14 protein-coding genes are annotated in these 15,062 nt (G+C 55.4%); 8 read left to right on the forward strand and 6 right to left on the reverse strand.

Annotated elements, in window-relative coordinates; genetic code table 11:
* Positions 1-57: 57 nt before the first annotated feature.
* A complete protein-coding gene (locus TRICHSKD4_RS25120; RefSeq protein ID WP_009760082.1) occupies positions 58-954 on the forward strand; it encodes a hydantoinase/carbamoylase family amidase in 897 nt (298 codons plus the stop codon).
* Entirely contained in the window at positions 954-1,301 is a 348-nt protein-coding gene (locus TRICHSKD4_RS31865) for a M20/M25/M40 family metallo-hydrolase (RefSeq protein ID WP_009760083.1), read from the forward strand. Before TRICHSKD4_RS25120 ends, TRICHSKD4_RS31865 begins: the two co-directional genes overlap by 1 nt.
* A 26-nt stretch (positions 1,302-1,327) precedes the next feature.
* Here the strand turns inward: TRICHSKD4_RS31865 and TRICHSKD4_RS25125 are convergent, their stop codons facing one another.
* The 5 genes from TRICHSKD4_RS25125 to dctP all read right to left on the reverse strand — a co-directional run bounded on the left by TRICHSKD4_RS25125 (position 1,328) and on the right by dctP (position 7,025).
* Positions 1,328-2,851, reverse strand: coding sequence for a malonyl-CoA synthase (locus TRICHSKD4_RS25125; RefSeq protein WP_009760084.1), 1,524 nt, complete (start codon positions 2,849-2,851; stop codon positions 1,328-1,330).
* Positions 2,844-4,109 carry a malonyl-CoA decarboxylase gene (locus TRICHSKD4_RS25130; RefSeq protein ID WP_009760085.1) on the reverse strand — a complete coding sequence of 422 codons (1,266 nt, stop codon included), beginning with the start codon at positions 4,107-4,109 and terminating at the stop codon, positions 2,844-2,846. The genes TRICHSKD4_RS25125 and TRICHSKD4_RS25130 overlap by 8 nt, the downstream gene beginning before the upstream one ends.
* Positions 4,106-5,422: a TRAP transporter large permease gene (locus TRICHSKD4_RS25135; protein ID WP_009760086.1), complete on the reverse strand. Its 1,317-nt coding sequence runs from the start codon at positions 5,420-5,422 to the stop codon at positions 4,106-4,108. Before TRICHSKD4_RS25135 ends, TRICHSKD4_RS25130 begins: the two co-directional genes overlap by 4 nt.
* Positions 5,422-5,970 (reverse strand): TRAP transporter small permease, encoded by a 549-nt coding sequence (locus TRICHSKD4_RS25140; protein ID WP_009760087.1) that lies wholly within the window; start codon positions 5,968-5,970, stop codon positions 5,422-5,424. Before TRICHSKD4_RS25140 ends, TRICHSKD4_RS25135 begins: the two co-directional genes overlap by 1 nt.
* A 68-nt stretch (positions 5,971-6,038) precedes the next feature.
* Positions 6,039-7,025: a TRAP transporter substrate-binding protein DctP gene (gene dctP, locus TRICHSKD4_RS25145; RefSeq protein WP_009760088.1), complete on the reverse strand. Its 987-nt coding sequence runs from the start codon at positions 7,023-7,025 to the stop codon at positions 6,039-6,041.
* Between the two features lie 136 nt (positions 7,026-7,161).
* Between dctP and TRICHSKD4_RS25150 the strand changes: the two genes are divergently transcribed.
* Positions 7,162-7,818: a GntR family transcriptional regulator gene (locus TRICHSKD4_RS25150; RefSeq protein WP_040617566.1), complete on the forward strand. Its 657-nt coding sequence runs from the start codon at positions 7,162-7,164 to the stop codon at positions 7,816-7,818.
* Positions 7,819-7,871: 53 nt separating this feature from the next.
* On the opposite strand, the gene TRICHSKD4_RS25155 is transcribed toward TRICHSKD4_RS25150, so the two are convergent.
* Positions 7,872-8,801: a LysR substrate-binding domain-containing protein gene (locus TRICHSKD4_RS25155; RefSeq protein WP_009760090.1), complete on the reverse strand. Its 930-nt coding sequence runs from the start codon at positions 8,799-8,801 to the stop codon at positions 7,872-7,874.
* Positions 8,802-8,896: 95 nt separating this feature from the next.
* Here TRICHSKD4_RS25155 and TRICHSKD4_RS25160 point away from each other — a divergent pair, with 95 nt between their 5' ends.
* From TRICHSKD4_RS25160 to pgk, 5 genes are all read left to right on the forward strand, one after another.
* Positions 8,897-9,904, forward strand: coding sequence for a class 1 fructose-bisphosphatase (locus TRICHSKD4_RS25160; RefSeq protein WP_009760091.1), 1,008 nt, complete (start codon positions 8,897-8,899; stop codon positions 9,902-9,904).
* Between the two features lie 61 nt (positions 9,905-9,965).
* Positions 9,966-10,838, forward strand: coding sequence for a phosphoribulokinase (locus tag TRICHSKD4_RS25165; RefSeq protein WP_009760092.1), 873 nt, complete (start codon positions 9,966-9,968; stop codon positions 10,836-10,838).
* 10 nt (positions 10,839-10,848) lie between these two features.
* The gene (tkt, locus tag TRICHSKD4_RS25170) at positions 10,849-12,858 is read left to right on the forward strand and encodes a transketolase (RefSeq protein WP_009760093.1); all 2,010 of its coding nucleotides are present in this window, start codon (positions 10,849-10,851) and stop codon (positions 12,856-12,858) included.
* Positions 12,848-13,849 (forward strand): type I glyceraldehyde-3-phosphate dehydrogenase, encoded by a 1,002-nt coding sequence (gene gap / locus TRICHSKD4_RS25175; protein ID WP_009760094.1) that lies wholly within the window; start codon positions 12,848-12,850, stop codon positions 13,847-13,849. Before tkt ends, gap begins: the two co-directional genes overlap by 11 nt.
* Positions 13,846-15,060 carry a phosphoglycerate kinase gene (pgk, locus tag TRICHSKD4_RS25180; RefSeq protein WP_009760095.1) on the forward strand — a complete coding sequence of 405 codons (1,215 nt, stop codon included), beginning with the start codon at positions 13,846-13,848 and terminating at the stop codon, positions 15,058-15,060. The genes gap and pgk overlap by 4 nt, the downstream gene beginning before the upstream one ends.
* The last annotated feature ends 2 nt before the right edge of the window (positions 15,061-15,062 follow it).

Here is a 15,062-nt window from a genome sequence, read left to right on the forward strand (position 1 = left end):
GGCGCGTCGCGGTCAACGATCAAGAATATAAGTAATTGAAACATTGGAGGAAACCACATGGGCCGGTCTGAGGTGAGAATTGATCTTGAGCGTCTCAAGACACTGCTGGCCGGGGTGAATGCGTTTGGTTTCAATCCGGAAACGGGCGGTTATAACCGTTTAGGATTCTCCGATGCACACATGGCCAGTATCGATTGGTTCGAAGGTCAAATGCGTCAGGATGGTCTCATCACAAGCCGGGATGGGGCTGCCAACCTTTTTGGTCGATACGGCGATGGCAACGGGCCGTCCATCATGATCGGGTCGCATCTTGATACGGTCATTGAAGGGGGCGCATTTGATGGCTCCCTTGGGGCCTGTGTCGCGCTGGAATGTGTTCGCACAATTAAGGATGCCGGTCTGTCACTCTCGTCACCGATCGAAGTTGTCGCAACCTCAGAAGAAGAAGGGCGTTTTGGGGGCATGCTCGGGTCGCAGACTATCAGTGGACAGGCGAGCGAGGAGTGGCTTGAGCAAGCGGCTGACGCCAATGGCATCCGCTTGATCGACGCCATGCGAGAACAGGGGCTGGATGCAGCAGAGATTATGTCGTCGTCACGTTCGCCAGAAAGCGTGAAAGCGTTTCTTGAGCTCCATATCGAGCAAGGGCCTGTGCTTGAAAAAGAACAGCTTGATATTGGGGTCGCCGATAGAGTGTCCGGGATATGCAATCTGGAATGCGTTTTGACGGGCGTTGCCAACCATTCCGGCACGACGCCGATGAATATGCGGGCAGATGCTTTTGCCGGACTTGCGGAAGTCGGTGTGTCGATCCCGCGATTGATTGCCCAATACGGGACAGAATTTAGCCGGATTACCATCGGAAAGGTGGAGCTGACCCCAAACCATACTCATACGGTGCCGGGGGGGGGGCGGATTTTACAATCATCTTGCGGGACGCCGATGAAGAGGTGATGCGGCGATTGCGTAAAGAGTTGGAGGCGATCATCAACGATATCGCCGCCAAACATACTCTGGGTTTCAGGGTTCAAGAGCGTAGTTGGTTGTCACCAGTTCAACTGGACGAAGCGCTGGCAGAACAGTCTTTCGCCAGTGCCAAAGCCCTTGGGTATTCGGTCAAACGCATGCCGTCCGGGGCTGGGCATGATGCCCAGACGATGCAGGCACTCTGCCCCTCAACACTTGTGTTTATTCCGAGCAGAAACGGCATAAGTCATGCGCCCGAAGAGCACAGCGATTGGGCCGATATTGAAAAAGGTGCCAATGTCATGCTGCAGACGCTGATATCATTGGCGTCCTGAAATCAGTTGATGGCTGATCCCTTCGCTTAGGTGGTTTCAGGTGCAAATAGCGCAGCGTATTGCTCACGCAGGATGTTTTTCTGCACCTTACCCATCGTGTTGCGCGGCAGGCTGTCGACAACGATAAGCTTGCGCGGATGTTTGAAACGGGCAAGGTCTTCTGAAACAGCTGTCTGGATACTATCAAGGTCAGGTTCATGATTGGCTTGAGGCACAATCAGTCCGACGACTGTCTCACCAAAGTCAGCATGAGGGACGCCGATCACGGCACTTTCCAATACGCCGGGCTGCTCGTCGAGGATCAGTTCAATTTCCTTTGGGTAGATGTTGTATCCACCTGAAATGATCAGATCCTTGTTTCGCCCGACGATGTGGACATAACCATCCTCATCGACTTTGCCGAGGTCGCCGGTGATGAAGAACCCGTCCTGGCGTAGCTCAGCAGCCGTTTTATCCGGCATTTGCCAATAGCCCTTAAAGACATTTGGGCCACGGACCTCGATCTGCCCAACATCGCCGGCCGGGAGAGATTTGCCGCTTTCCGTGTCTGTAATTTTCAGCTCAACACCCGGCAAAGGGAAGCCGACAGTCCCGGCACGCCGTTCTCCGTCGTAGGGGTTCGAGGTGTTCATGTTGGTTTCGGTCATACCATAGCGCTCAAGAATACGGTGACAGGTTTGTTCTTCAAACCGAACATGCGTTTCAGCGAGAAGCGGAGCGCTGCCGGAGATAAACAGACGCATGTGGCTGGTCAGTTCTTTTGTGAAGCGATCATCGTCAAGCAATCGGGTATAGAAGGTCGGAACCCCCATCATGGACGTCGCCTGAGGCATGTTGGCGATCATTGCGTCAAGATCGAATTTGGGTAGGAAGATCATGGACCCGCCGGCGGCGAGCATCACATTGGTTGCGACAAACAGTCCATGCGTGTGGAAAATTGGCAGGGCGTGCAGAAGAACGTCCGCGTCCGTAAACTTCCAATAGTGAACAAGAGTAACGGCGTTCGAAAGAAGGTTCGCCTGTGTCAGCATCGCGCCTTTGGAGCGACCTGTTGTGCCGGAGGTGTAAAGAAACGCAGCAAGGTCATCGGCAGTTCGGTCGACAATGTCAAAACTTGTTGGCTCGGTTTTGGCGGCGTCCGTAAGTGAGCCGGTCCCATCCCCATTTAGCGTTGCCAGTTTGGCCCCAAGGTCTGACGCAATTGGAGTGAGCGCTGCCTCGATGCGAGCATCACAAACTACCAGCTTTGCGCCGCTGTTTTCGATAAAATACGTCAATTCATCAACGGTATAGGCTGTGTTGAGTGGGAGGAATATGACCCCGGCCTGTACGCAGGCTGCATAAAGAGCGAGCGCTTCCGCTGATTTTTCGATCTGTGCTGCAAGCCGGTCTCCGGGCACCAGTCCGAATTTACTCAGAGCATGCGCGATTTGAGCGGCCTGGCCCAGAAAATCGGCATGTGTAAGGGTGGCTCCGCTCGCCAAATGTAAAAACGGCGTGGTCTTACCGGCATGTTTGCCGAACAGCTGATCATAGAGCGGGTTAGCCATCGTTCGGGCTCCTGTTGAGTAGCTTTTCTGCGGCCGCGCTGAGCGACTTGATATCCGAAGAGGCCGCAATGTCATGGGAGGTGGCGAAGCGTTCGTGGTTTTGCGAAACCTTCGCCAGATTGTAAAGGTAGTTGACCATCACACCGGCTGATTGCTGTTGACCTTTTGCAGAAAGGTCCGCGTCTGAATGAATCTGATGAACCTCTGCGCCGTTGCCAAAATGGAAGCGTGCGACCGGGTCAAGCGGCATTCCATTTTTGCGCTTAGCGGCAATCAAATAATGCGCGGCAAGTGCCTTCAGGTGTTTAGGATCTTCTGGTGTCGGGCCGAGGTCTTTGCTTTCGATCCAGTTTCGGAAGCGCGGAATAGGTGACAGGGTAACAAAGGTCTTCAGGCCAGGGAGCTCAAGCGAAAGATCTGCTGCGACCTGTTTGATCAGGGAATTTCCGAAAGAAATGCCTGCCAGTCCCTTTTGGCAGTTTGAGATCGAATAGAACACGGCTGTGTTAGCATCTTCAGCTGCAATCGGGGCTCGGTCTTCGCTCAAGAGATCCTGTATCGATGACGGCACACCTTTGGTGAGCGCAACTTCAACAAAAATCAGGGGTTCGTCCGGCATTGTTGGATGGAAGAAGGCAAAACAACGCCTGTCGACCGGCTGCAGGCGTCGTCTGAGGTCATCCCAGCTGTCGATGGCGTGCACGGCCTCATAAGCGATGATTTTTTCAAGAATATTGGCCGGGTTTTCCCAGTTGATTGGCCGAAGAACGAGGAAACCCCGGTTGAACCAACTGGCAAACAGATGCCTAAAATCGACGTTAAGGGCCTGTAGCGCATCATCGTCTTTGCTGAACCGCAGAAGATCGGCTCGCATGGCGACCAGTGAGCGCGTGGCATCTGGCACCTGGTTCAGGCGACGGATCAGCTCCTGTCGTTTGGGTTCTGCTGCATTCACCAAGGCTTCATAGCTTGATTTCGTTTGTCCTTGCTCATACGTCTCCAGCGCCGCGCGTAGGGTCTCTGATGAGACGGCCATATCTTCTGCAAGATGCTGGAAGAAGGCTCGTTTTTCGTCCTCATTTGCCTTTTCATACTTGTCGAGAATGCTGCATGCGATGGTGCTGCCTGAAACTTCTCCTGCAGCGCCAAGAAGGGCAGCTGTGAGCTCTTCCATCGTTCTGTTGTCTGAGCCGCCGGGCAGGAAGGTTCCATACCGGCGGTCAAACAAAGAGGAGAGAAGATCTGCAAGTAGCGTCATATGGTTGCCCCCATGACAGCGTCTGGCAACCAGGTCGCAAGACCGGGAAACAGGCATAGCAGAATGATTGCCAGCACCATGCAGCCGACAAAGGGCAGGGAGCCTTTCAATATGGTCTTCAGCGGAATGTCCGGAGCAATCCCGTTAATCACATAAAGATTGAGGCCAACCGGCGGCGAAATAAGACCGATTTCCATGTTGATTGTCAGGACGACGGCGAACCAGATCGGATCAAATCCGGCAGTGGTGATGATTGGCAACAAGATTGGTGCGGCCATCAAGATCACAGCAACGGGTGGCAGAAAGAAACCCGCGATGAGCAGGAAGATGTTCACGGTTCCCATGAGAACCCAGCGGTTTACGTCCAGCGTTCCAATCCACTCGGCAATTGCCTGTGTGATGAAGAGTGATGACAGCATGTAGGAAAAGACACCGGCTGCAGCAATGATGAAAAGGATCATCACGCTTTCCTTGGTGCTATCTCGCAGGACAACCCAAAGGTCCACCGGATTCCAAAGCTTGTAAATCACCATCGCGATGATGAGGCACATCAGCGCCCCAACTGCTGCGGTTTCTGACGGGGTCGCGATGCCGCCATACATGGCGTAGAGGACGTCGATGATAATGGCGATGAACGGCAAGACGCGCGGCAGAATTTCAAAACGCTCTTTCCACGTGTAACTGCCTGCGCTCAGAACTGATGCCTCCCCGGAGCGCCAAGTGGAATAGAGCGACCACGCCATAAACAGCCCAACGAGAAGCAATCCCGGAATAACACCGGCAAGGAACAGCCGTCCTATAGATGTCTCTGTGGCAATTCCATAGACGATCATGGTCACCGATGGCGGGATCAAAATGCCGAGGGTTCCACCAGCGGCAATGGAACCGGCAGCAACACCATCTGGGTACCCGCGTTTGCGCATTTCTGGAATGCCCATTTTGCCAATCGCAGCACAGGTCGCCGGGCTGGAGCCGGACATCGCAGCAAACAAGGCGCAGGCACCCAGATTGGAAACGACCAACCCGCCGGGAACGCGCGCCAGCCAGCGTTCCAGAGCCTCATATAGGTCGGCCCCTGCACGGGTTGAGGCAATTGAAGCGCCCATGATGATGAACATCGGGATCGAGAACAGGGCAAAGTTGTCCAGTTTGCCGAAAAGGATTTCCGGCATCAGTTCCAGTGACCGCACTCCGTCAAATGCGATCAGGAACCCTGCGGACACAATCAGTAGACCCAAGGCCACCGAGATGCCTGAGAACAGAACGAAAATCGTGGCGAATGCGACCAGCGCACTCAGAAGGAGCGGATCCATTATGCGTCCTCCAGGCCAAACGGGCGGTCAACTCGGGTGATAACAGCGACAAGATCGGCAACCAGTTGCAAAAGCAGCAGTCCAAATCCGACGGGTAATGACAAATAGGGTATCCAAAGACGCACGCCCCAAATCGTGTCTGACCTCCAGCCACGGTCCCAAGCAAACTTCCTGTACTCAAAACCATAAAACAGCATGACGGCTACAATCAGGATTGAGACCGACAATGTCACCAGAGCAAGGAAGTATCTTGCGCGAGGGGCAAACCATAACGGGACCAAATCAACATTCACATGGCCGCGCAGACGCTGCACATAGGGCAGGCCAACGAGTGTGGCAGCGATGACAAGATAGATTACCGCTTCCGTTTGCCAGACTGTTGACCCATTCAGCACAAAGCGAACAAAGATCATCTGACAGGTGATTGCGACGGCTGCCACAATCATGGCTGCCGAACACCATCCGGCCAATGTCGAGATGGCTGCAACAGTGCGCAAAAAGGGATTGTTTCCGGCGCGCGCAACGGCTGCCGAGCTATGTCCCGCCATGGGATGCTCCCGAAAATGAAGTTGGTAAGCAGGAAACGGGGCGAAACGTGTTCGCCCCGATCAATTGGTTACTCGACAGACAGAGCCATATCGAGAAGTTCCTGACCGCCTGGAGTTTGCTCAACAAAGGCTTTGTACGAGGTCTCTTTTGCCAGATCACGCCATGCGTCGAATTCTTCTTGAGACATCTGCGCAATTTCAACGCCGTTTTCTGCAAAGATATCAGCAGAGGCCGCATCCTGCTTTTTGGCTTCTTCCAGATAAAAAGCTTCAGCCTTTGCCGCGCCAGCTTGCAGAGCTGCTTTCTGAGCGTCATTCAGTCCATCATAGGCGGATTTGTTCATCAACATTGGCTGGTACATGAACCAGAGCGCAAAGTCGCTGGCTGGCGTGTAACACTTGACCTGCTCGTAAATCCGGTAGCTGACGAAAGAGGACGAAGAGGTGTTGGCTGCAGTTAGAACGCCGGTTTGCATGGCGTTGTAGATTTCCGAAGACGCCATGGATGCAATGGATGCACCGGCGCCTGCCAACATTTGCTCAAAGGCCTTACCGGCCGCACGTGTCTGTTGGCCCTTCACGTCTGCCGGGGATGTGATGCACTTGTCTTTGCCGACAAAACCTCCGGCCAGATATCCATGCACGAGAACCATGACATCGTCGCCAGCCATGATTTCCTCGATTTTGCCCATGAAATCGCTCTCGTTCAGGCGGGCCGCATGGTCGTGGTTTTTCACCAGACCTGGCATCAAGGTGAGGTTGTAAGCAGGCTGTTGTCCCCCGGCATAGCTTAGAGGGAAAACGGTCATATCAAGCTGCCCACGGCTGAGCGGCTTGTATTGCTCGCGTGGCTTGAACAGTGATTTCGATGGGAAAATCTTGATTTCGAGATCGACGTTTGCAGCAGCAACTTCATTGGCAACAATCTCGGCCACCTTGTGGCGGACATCACTGGTGGACCATTGGTGCGACAGGCGCAGCTCGGTTGCGTTGGCGGCAAAAACTGTGCCGAGCAGCGCAACGGCTGCGACAGCAGATTTCAGTTTCATGATCATGTTGTTCCTCCCAAGAGCTTGAGATGTGGGGCAAGCTCGACCGGTATCCTTGCACCGAATGTATGCTTCGTCATTTTTTTTGTATACAATATGTAATTTGTTGCGTGCATTGTTTGTGTGTGGTTATCTCATGCTCATGGACCGAAAACGTGCTGACCTTATTGCTGATGAACTCGAAGCGCTTATCTTGGAAGGGATCTTCAAGGACGGCATTCGTTTGGATGAAGTTCAGTTGGCTGAGCGATTTAATGTATCTCGCACCCCGATCCGCGAAGCATTGCAGCAGCTTTCTCTGTCGGGCCTTGTAGAGCAGATCCCGAGACGCGGTGTTTTTGTTCGACAACCGGGGCCGGTTGAACTTCTTGAAATGTTTGAAGTCATGGCCGAACTTGAAGCCGTTTGTGCTCGCTTGGCAGCCAGTCGTATTTCAGATGCCGCATTGGCTGATTTGCACGAGGCCAATGCACGATGTGACGATGCGGTCACTGCACAAGATGCTGACGGCTACTATCTGGAAAATGAACGCTTCCACGCGATTTTGTATCGGCAGTCAGGCAATGGCTTTTTGGAACAGGAATGCTTGCGTCTTTATCGACGCCTTCAACCATTTCGGCGGATGCAATTGCGGGCGCGGGGGAGACTGGCGCAATCCATGGCAGAGCATAAAGCGATTGTCACAGCCTTGGAGCAAGGCAATGGTGACGCCGCAGCAATAGCGATCCGCGGTCACGTTGCTGTTCAGGGCGAAAAGTTCCACCACCTCATTGCCTCGCTCAAACCAGCAGCTGAATAAGTTATTGAAAGTGTTCGAATGCCGACAGGTTTTTTGGCTGCTCGTGCAACGATTCAACTGCCAGGGCCATGCAGGAATAAATCCGCCTTTTCTCGAATGCAGTTTAGGATCGTGACGGCAGCGCCCGAGGGCGTGAGGTCTTGTCTATGCAGTACATACCATTGCCGGATTATCGGCAAATGTTCTGCTTGAATGACTGCAAGGCGTCCCGTTTTCAGTTCTTCGATGACAGTGTGATAAGAAATCAATGCAATTCCGAGACCTGCGATCACAGCCTGTTTGATTGTCTCGTTTGAATTCATTTCCGTATAGGTGAAGGGGGTTCCTTCACCCATTTGATCAAGAAATCGCATTGTGAGGATCCGTGTGCCGGAGCCTGTTTCGCGCATGAGAAAATGCTCGCGGACAATATCTGCAGGTGAGACATTCGGTTCTGACAGGAGTTCATGATCTGGTGGGGCGATCAGCACGTGCGGATGGTCGCCCATCGGATAGGCCGTGACGAGTGGACGCCTGGGTGGACGTCCCATGATTGCAAGATCTATTCGGCCTGTTTCCAACGCCGCGATAATGGCGTCCCGATTGCCGACTTCCAGAACAACTTCAATATCCGGATAGAGCGACTTCAGTTTGGCGACGATGGCGGGTGCAAAATATTTGCCCGTTGAAACAACGCCCAACACGATGGTTCCCGATAGGCCGCGTTTGAGAGCGTCAATTTGGTGGATGGATTTAGCCAGGGCCGAATAAGCAGTCTCATAGCCCGACAAAAGCGTCTGGCCTTCGGGGGTCAGTTCAAAAAGTCCGTTCTTGCTGCGCTCCAGAAGGGCGCACCCCAGGCAATCTTCTAGTGTTCTTATTTGGTTGTGAACGGCTGGTGAGGTCAATCCAAGGTGTTCGGCGGCAGAGCTGATCGTGCCTGATTCATGTATTGATTTCAGAGCCTTGAGTTGTTTCAACGTTATTGCATCAAGTTGTCGCATTAGAATTTTTTGAAGTTTGATTTCAGATTATTAAATTTTCTTAACGTTAGTTTTCAGGATGATCAAGGCCACTACATTGAGGACGGGAGGCCTTGGTGACCATCAAATCCGCCATATTGCCGCTTCACGGGGTGCCTGAACCCCTGAATGAGATATTGACTGCGCTCTGCGTTGTGGGGCGCGATCTGTCCAGAACCATTGCTCAAGGGGTACTGGCCGCGGAACTTGGAGCGACCATAGGCGGCACGGCGCATGGCGATGATCAAAAGGCGCTGGATGTCATGGCCGATGAAGCCTTCGCCGAAGCGCTTATGGGTGTGGACGTTCGCTGGTACGCATCTGAAGAACGTGAGGACGTGATTGAGCTGGATTCAAAAGGCGAATACGCGCTGGCAATTGATCCGCTGGATGGTTCCTCAAATATTGATGTGAACGTGTCCATCGGCACCATCTTTTCCATCTTCAAGGCCGAGCCGGAAGGCGAAGCTTCCTTCTTGCGGCCTGCCGGAGAGCAGGTGGCAGCTGGCTACCTGATTTACGGCCCTCAGACGGCCTTGATGCTGACATATGGCGAGGGCGTCCGTCACTACATTTTGGACCCGGTTTCTCGGACATTCAAACTCGTGGATGCGAATGTGCGCATTCCCGAAAAGTCGAGTGAATTTGCCATCAATGCCTCCAACTATCGGCATTGGTCGAAGCCGATCCGTGCCTATATCGACGACTGCATCGCAGGGGCTGAAGGACCGCGTGAGAAGAACTTCAACATGCGCTGGGTTGCGTCGCTTGTCGCGGAAACCCATCGGATTATGAGCCGGGGCGGTTTGTTCCTTTATCCCGGTGATGACCGCGACGGTTACAAGCAGGGCCGACTTCGCATGATCTACGAATGTGCGCCGATCGCCTTTTTAATTGAGCAGGCTGGCGGCAAGGCCACAACGGCGGTGGAACCCATTTTGAGCCAAACGGCCGGGACGCTTCATGCACGCACGCCCTTCGTCTTCGGATCTTCGGAAAAGGTAGAGCGTGTGGCTGCCTATCACGATCTGCCGGAAAAGGAAGTTTCGGCACTGTTTGGAAACCGCGGCCTGTTCCGCGCCTGATCACAACACGTAAATCACGATCAATGACCGGCTGAGCATTTCGCCGGATCGGGGAGACTTCATGTCCAGAAAGCACCCAATCATATCGGTTACAGGGTCATCCGGTGCGGGCACAACAACCGTCAAGACCACCTTCGACCAGATCTTTCGCCGCGAGAGCGTGAAGGCCGTCTCTATCGAAGGCGATGCTTTTCACCGCTTTGATCGGGCGGAGATGAAAGCCGAATTGGAGCGGCGCAAGGCTTCTGGCGACGATACGTTCAGCCATTTCTCCTATGAAGCGAATATTCTGAGCAAGCTGGAAGAAGTGTTTCGCACCTATGGCCAGACAGGGACCGGTGAAACCCGCCATTACGTCCATGACGATCTTGAGGCGGAGAAGTGGGGTGTTGAACCGGGCAAATTTACCGACTGGAAGTCGTTTGAGGACGGGTCGGAGCTGCTCTTCTACGAAGGCCTTCACGGGGCCGTGGTCAATGACGAGGTCAATCTCGCGGAGCATGCTGACCTCAAGATTGGCGTTGTTCCGGTCATCAATCTGGAATGGATCCAGAAAATTCATCGTGACAAGGCGAGCCGGGGTTATTCCACCGAAGCGGTGACCGACACCATCCTGCGCCGGATGCACGCCTATGTGCATTGCATCTGCCCGCAGTTCATCCAGACGGATGTCAACTTCCAGCGTGTGCCGGTTGTCGATACGTCTGATCCCTTTGTGGCCCGCTGGATACCGACGGCAGACGAGAGCCTCGTGGTGATCCGGTTCCGCAATCCGCGCGGCATCGATTTCCCCTATCTGACGTCCATGATCCACGGCAGCTGGATGAGCCGGGCCAATTCCATCGTCATTCCCGGCGGCAAACTCGATCTCGCCATGCAGCTCATTTTCACCCCGATGGTGGACCGCCTTGTCCACGAATCCAAACGTGCGTGAGGGAGCGGTCATGACCCTTCATCCTGCTGTTCAAACCACTGAAGACCTGATGGCCAACGCGATCCGGGCGCTCGCCATGGATGCTATCCAGAAGGCCAATTCCGGACATCCCGGCGCGCCGATGGGGCTCGCGGATGTGGCGACCGTGTTGTTCAATCGCTTCATCGAGATCGATCCGTCAGAACCCGATTGGCCGGACAGGGACCGCTTTGTCCTATCAGCCGGTCATGCCTCCATGCTCGTTTACGCCATTAATCACTTGCTCGGGTTTGACGACATGGACATAGAGCAATTGAAGTCCTTCCGCCAACTGGGTGCGCGTACAGCCGGGCATCCGGAATATGGTCATGCCAAGGGCATTGAAACGACGACGGGGCCGCTGGGGCAGGGGATTTCAACCGCCGTCGGTATGGCGCTGGCAGAGCGCATGCACAATGCCCGCTTTGGCGATGATCTGGTCGATCACTTTACCTATGTGCTGGCCGGAGACGGGTGCCTGATGGAAGGCATCTCGCACGAAGCCAACGATATGGCTGGGCATTTGGGGCTTGGCCGTCTGATCGTCTTTTGGGATGACAACTCCATCACGATTGACGGCAAGACCGATCTGTCCACCTCCATGGATCAAAAGGCCCGCTTTGCAGCGGCCGGTTGGCACGTTGTTGCGGTTGATGGTCACAACAAGCAGGAGATTGCCGCTGCTATCGAGGTCGCGCGGGCGGATGGTCGTCCGTCGCTGATCGCCTGCAAGACGATCATCGGGTTCGGTGCTCCAAACAAGCAGGGAAAGGCTGCGACACATGGCTCGCCACTGGGAGCAGACGAAATTGCTGCGACCCGCGCCCAGCTGAACTGGACGCATGAGGCTTTCCATGTACCAAATGAAGTTTATGAAGCATGGAGAGCAGTGGCGCGACGAGGTGCTGTTGCCCGCAGTGCCTGGTTCAAGCGGTGGGAAGGTGCATCGGCACGCGAAGTCTTTTCCAGGTCGCTGACCAAGCCGGATTCGAAGGCTATCTCCGAAGCGTTTCAAACTTACAAGAGCGCCCAGATTGCCGCTGCGCCCAAGATCGCGACTCGCAAGGCGTCGGAAATGGCGCTTGAAGTTCTAAATGGCGTCATCAGCAATCTTGCTGGCGGATCGGCTGACCTCACGGGTTCCAACAATACCCGAACCAAGGAAATGACCGCAGTCAGCCGCGGCTGTTTCGGCGGCAATTACATTCACTATGGCGTCCGTGAACACGGCATGGCTGCAGCCATGAACGGGATCGCGCTCCATGGCGGGTTCATTCCCTATGGCGGGACATTCCTGGTCTTTGCCGATTATGCACGTGGGGCCATGCGCCTTTCAGCGCTGATGGGGGTGCCGGTCACCTATGTGATGACCCATGACTCTATCGGTCTAGGAGAAGATGGGCCCACCCACCAGCCGGTCGAAACACTGGCCAGTTTGAGGGCAATGCCGAACCTCACCGTGCTCCGCCCGGCGGATGTGATCGAGACGGCAGAAGCCTGGGAAATTGCCGTCACCTCCCGAAACACGCCAACGGTGTTGTGCCTGTCCCGACAAGGGTTGCCGACGCTCCGCAGGGATGGGGCGGCTGGCAACCCGACAGCCAAGGGCGCTTACCTCCTGAAGGAAGTCGGCGGCACACGGGATCTCACCCTTATTGCAACAGGCTCGGAAGTTGAGATTGCCATGTCCGCTGCCGAAAAACTGGAGGCGGACGGCCTGAAGGTTGCCGTAGTTTCTGCGCCATCCTTCGAGCTTTTTGCCGTGCAGCCAGAAACTTATCGGGAGGCCGTTCTGGGCCTTGCTCCGCGGATCGGAGTGGAAGCGGCCGTTCGGCAAGGTTGGGATCTGTTTCTGCGCCCGGATGATGCATTCATCGGCATGAACAGCTTTGGGGCCTCGGGCCCGGCGGCAGATCTCTACGGCCATTTCGGCATCACCAAGGAAGCGGTCATTGCAGCCGCGCGAGACCTCGTATCCGGAGACAAGAAGAATGACAATTAAGGTTGGGATCAACGGCTTTGGTCGGATCGGACGCAATGTCCTCAGAGCCATCGCGGAATCCGGACGCACAGACATTCAGGTCGTTGCCATCAACGATCTGGGGCCGGTTGAAACCAACGCGCATCTTTTGCGCTATGACAGTGTTCATGGCCGATTTCTGGGCACCGTTTCGGTCGAGGGAAACACCGTTGATATCGGTACCGGACCGATCCGTGTGACCTCTGAGCGTGATCCCAAGGATCTGCTGTGGGACGATGTCGATATCGCGATGGAATGCACCGGCATTTTCACTGCGCGGGACAAGGCCGCTCTTCATCTGGAAAACGGGTCCAAGCGTGTGCTGGTCTCCGCGCCCGCCACCGGGGCAGACAAGACAATCGTGTTTGGTGTCAATCACGACGCTCTGGCCAGCGATGATCTCGTTGTCTCCAATGCGTCGTGCACGACCAACTGCCTGTCGCCGGTCGCGAAGTCGCTGAATGATGCAATCGGCATCAATCGCGGGTTCATGACCACGATCCATTCCTACACCGGCGACCAGCCGACGCTCGATACGATGCACAAGGATCTGTACCGGGCACGGGCCGCGGCGCAATCCATGATCCCGACATCCACGGGGGCGGCCAAAGCGGTCGGGCTGGTGCTGCCGGAGTTGAACGGCAAGCTGGACGGCGTTGCGATCCGGGTACCGACACCGAATGTATCGGTTGTCGATCTGGTGTTTGAAGCCTCGCAGACGACAAGCGTCGAAGAGGTGAATGCGGCGATCCGCGCTGCTGCGGATGGCCCGATGAAAGGCATCCTCGGCTACACCGACGCCTCAAATGTCAGCATCGATTTCAACCACGACCCTCATTCCTCGATCTTCCACATGGACCAGACCAAAGTCATGGATGGTTCGATGGTGCGTATCCTGAGCTGGTACGACAATGAGTGGGGGTTCTCCAACCGCATGGCCGACACGGCTGTTGCCATGGGGAGGCTGCTATGACCCTTGGAACCTTGCGCAGCATTGACAGTGCGGATGTGAGGGGCAAGACCGTCCTGATCCGGGCGGACCTGAATGTTCCCATGCAGGATGGCGCAATCACCGACGCAACGCGCATCTCCCATTTCGCACCAACGGTTTCCGGTCTGGTGAACAGAGGTGCGGCAGTCGTCATCGCCACCCATCTCGGGCGTCCCAAAGGTGAGCCGAATCCGTGCCTCTCTACCCGGCCAATTGCACAGGCGCTGGAAGAAGCCCTCGGGCGTCCGGTGGTCTTCGCGAAAGATTGTGTCGGCGAGCCTGCGGAAAGCGCGACGGCTGACTTGCAGCCGGGGCGCGTAGTCGTGCTTGAGAACCTCAGGTTCCATGCGGGTGAGATGGAAAACAGCCGCAACTTTGCAATGCGTCTGTCGGTCAATGGCGACATCTATGTCAATGATGCGTTCTCCTGTGCCCATCGGGCGCATGCATCGACCCATGCCATTACGGATCTGATGCCGAGTTATGCGGGGCCCTCGCTTCTGGCTGAAGTCGCTGCGCTGGAAGCAGCGCTTGTGTCGCCTGAAAGACCAGTTGTTGCGGTTGTTGGCGGCGCCAAGGTGTCGACGAAAATTGCGGTCCTGAAAAACCTGATGAACAAGCTGGATGCGGTCATCATCGGCGGCGGCATGGCAAATACGTTCCTCTATGCCAACGGCGTCCCGATGGGCAAATCCCTGCACGAGGCGGATCAGGTTGAGACCGTTCGAGAGATCGAGCAGTTGGCGGAAAAAGCCGGGTGCATGATCTGTCTGCCCACCGACGTTGTCGTGTCTCGCGAGTTCACGGCCAACGCACAGAACCGGACCGTGCCAGTCGACGGATGCCCGGTGGATGCAATGATTTTGGACGCCGGTCCTGAAAGCACGCGGCGGTTTCAGGAGCTGATCACCAGCGCAAAGACAGTGCTCTGGAACGGGCCTCTCGGGGCTTTCGAGATCCAGCCCTTTGACCGGGCAACGGTCAATCTTGCCCGCATCGCGGCACAGCGCACCGCGGAAGGCGCGTTGGTCAGCATCGCCGGGGGCGGTGACACCGTGGCGGCGCTGAATGCCGCCGGAGTGTCCAACGACTTCACTTATGTCTCCACCGCCGGTGGAGCCTTTCTGGAATGGCTGGAAGGCAAGACCCTTCCGGGAATCGCGGCGCTCATGTCCGCTAACGAAGCTGCCTGACA

The organism is Roseibium sp. TrichSKD4, from assembly GCF_000148725.1.
Taxonomy (GTDB): Bacteria; Pseudomonadota; Alphaproteobacteria; order Rhizobiales; family Stappiaceae; genus Roseibium.

Bases quoted from the DNA above. Each gene is read 5' to 3' on its own strand.
- TRICHSKD4_RS25120 (WP_009760082.1), top strand. From the start codon at position 58: ATGGGCCGGTCTGAGGTGAGAATTGATCTTGAGCGTCTCAAGACACTG.
- TRICHSKD4_RS31865 (WP_009760083.1), top strand. From the start codon at position 954: ATGCGGCGATTGCGTAAAGAGTTGGAGGCGATCATCAACGATATCGCC.
- TRICHSKD4_RS25125 (WP_009760084.1), bottom strand. From the start codon at position 2,851: ATGGCTAACCCGCTCTATGATCAGCTGTTCGGCAAACATGCCGGTAAG.
- TRICHSKD4_RS25130 (WP_009760085.1), bottom strand. From the start codon at position 4,109: ATGACGCTACTTGCAGATCTTCTCTCCTCTTTGTTTGACCGCCGGTAT.
- TRICHSKD4_RS25135 (WP_009760086.1), bottom strand. From the start codon at position 5,422: ATGGATCCGCTCCTTCTGAGTGCGCTGGTCGCATTCGCCACGATTTTC.
- TRICHSKD4_RS25140 (WP_009760087.1), bottom strand. From the start codon at position 5,970: ATGGCGGGACATAGCTCGGCAGCCGTTGCGCGCGCCGGAAACAATCCC.
- dctP (WP_009760088.1), bottom strand. From the start codon at position 7,025: ATGATCATGAAACTGAAATCTGCTGTCGCAGCCGTTGCGCTGCTCGGC.
- TRICHSKD4_RS25150 (WP_040617566.1), top strand. From the start codon at position 7,162: ATGGACCGAAAACGTGCTGACCTTATTGCTGATGAACTCGAAGCGCTT.
- TRICHSKD4_RS25155 (WP_009760090.1), bottom strand. From the start codon at position 8,801: ATGCGACAACTTGATGCAATAACGTTGAAACAACTCAAGGCTCTGAAA.
- TRICHSKD4_RS25165 (WP_009760092.1), top strand. From the start codon at position 9,966: ATGTCCAGAAAGCACCCAATCATATCGGTTACAGGGTCATCCGGTGCG.
- tkt (WP_009760093.1), top strand. From the start codon at position 10,849: ATGACCCTTCATCCTGCTGTTCAAACCACTGAAGACCTGATGGCCAAC.
- gap (WP_009760094.1), top strand. From the start codon at position 12,848: ATGACAATTAAGGTTGGGATCAACGGCTTTGGTCGGATCGGACGCAAT.
- pgk (WP_009760095.1), top strand. From the start codon at position 13,846: ATGACCCTTGGAACCTTGCGCAGCATTGACAGTGCGGATGTGAGGGGC.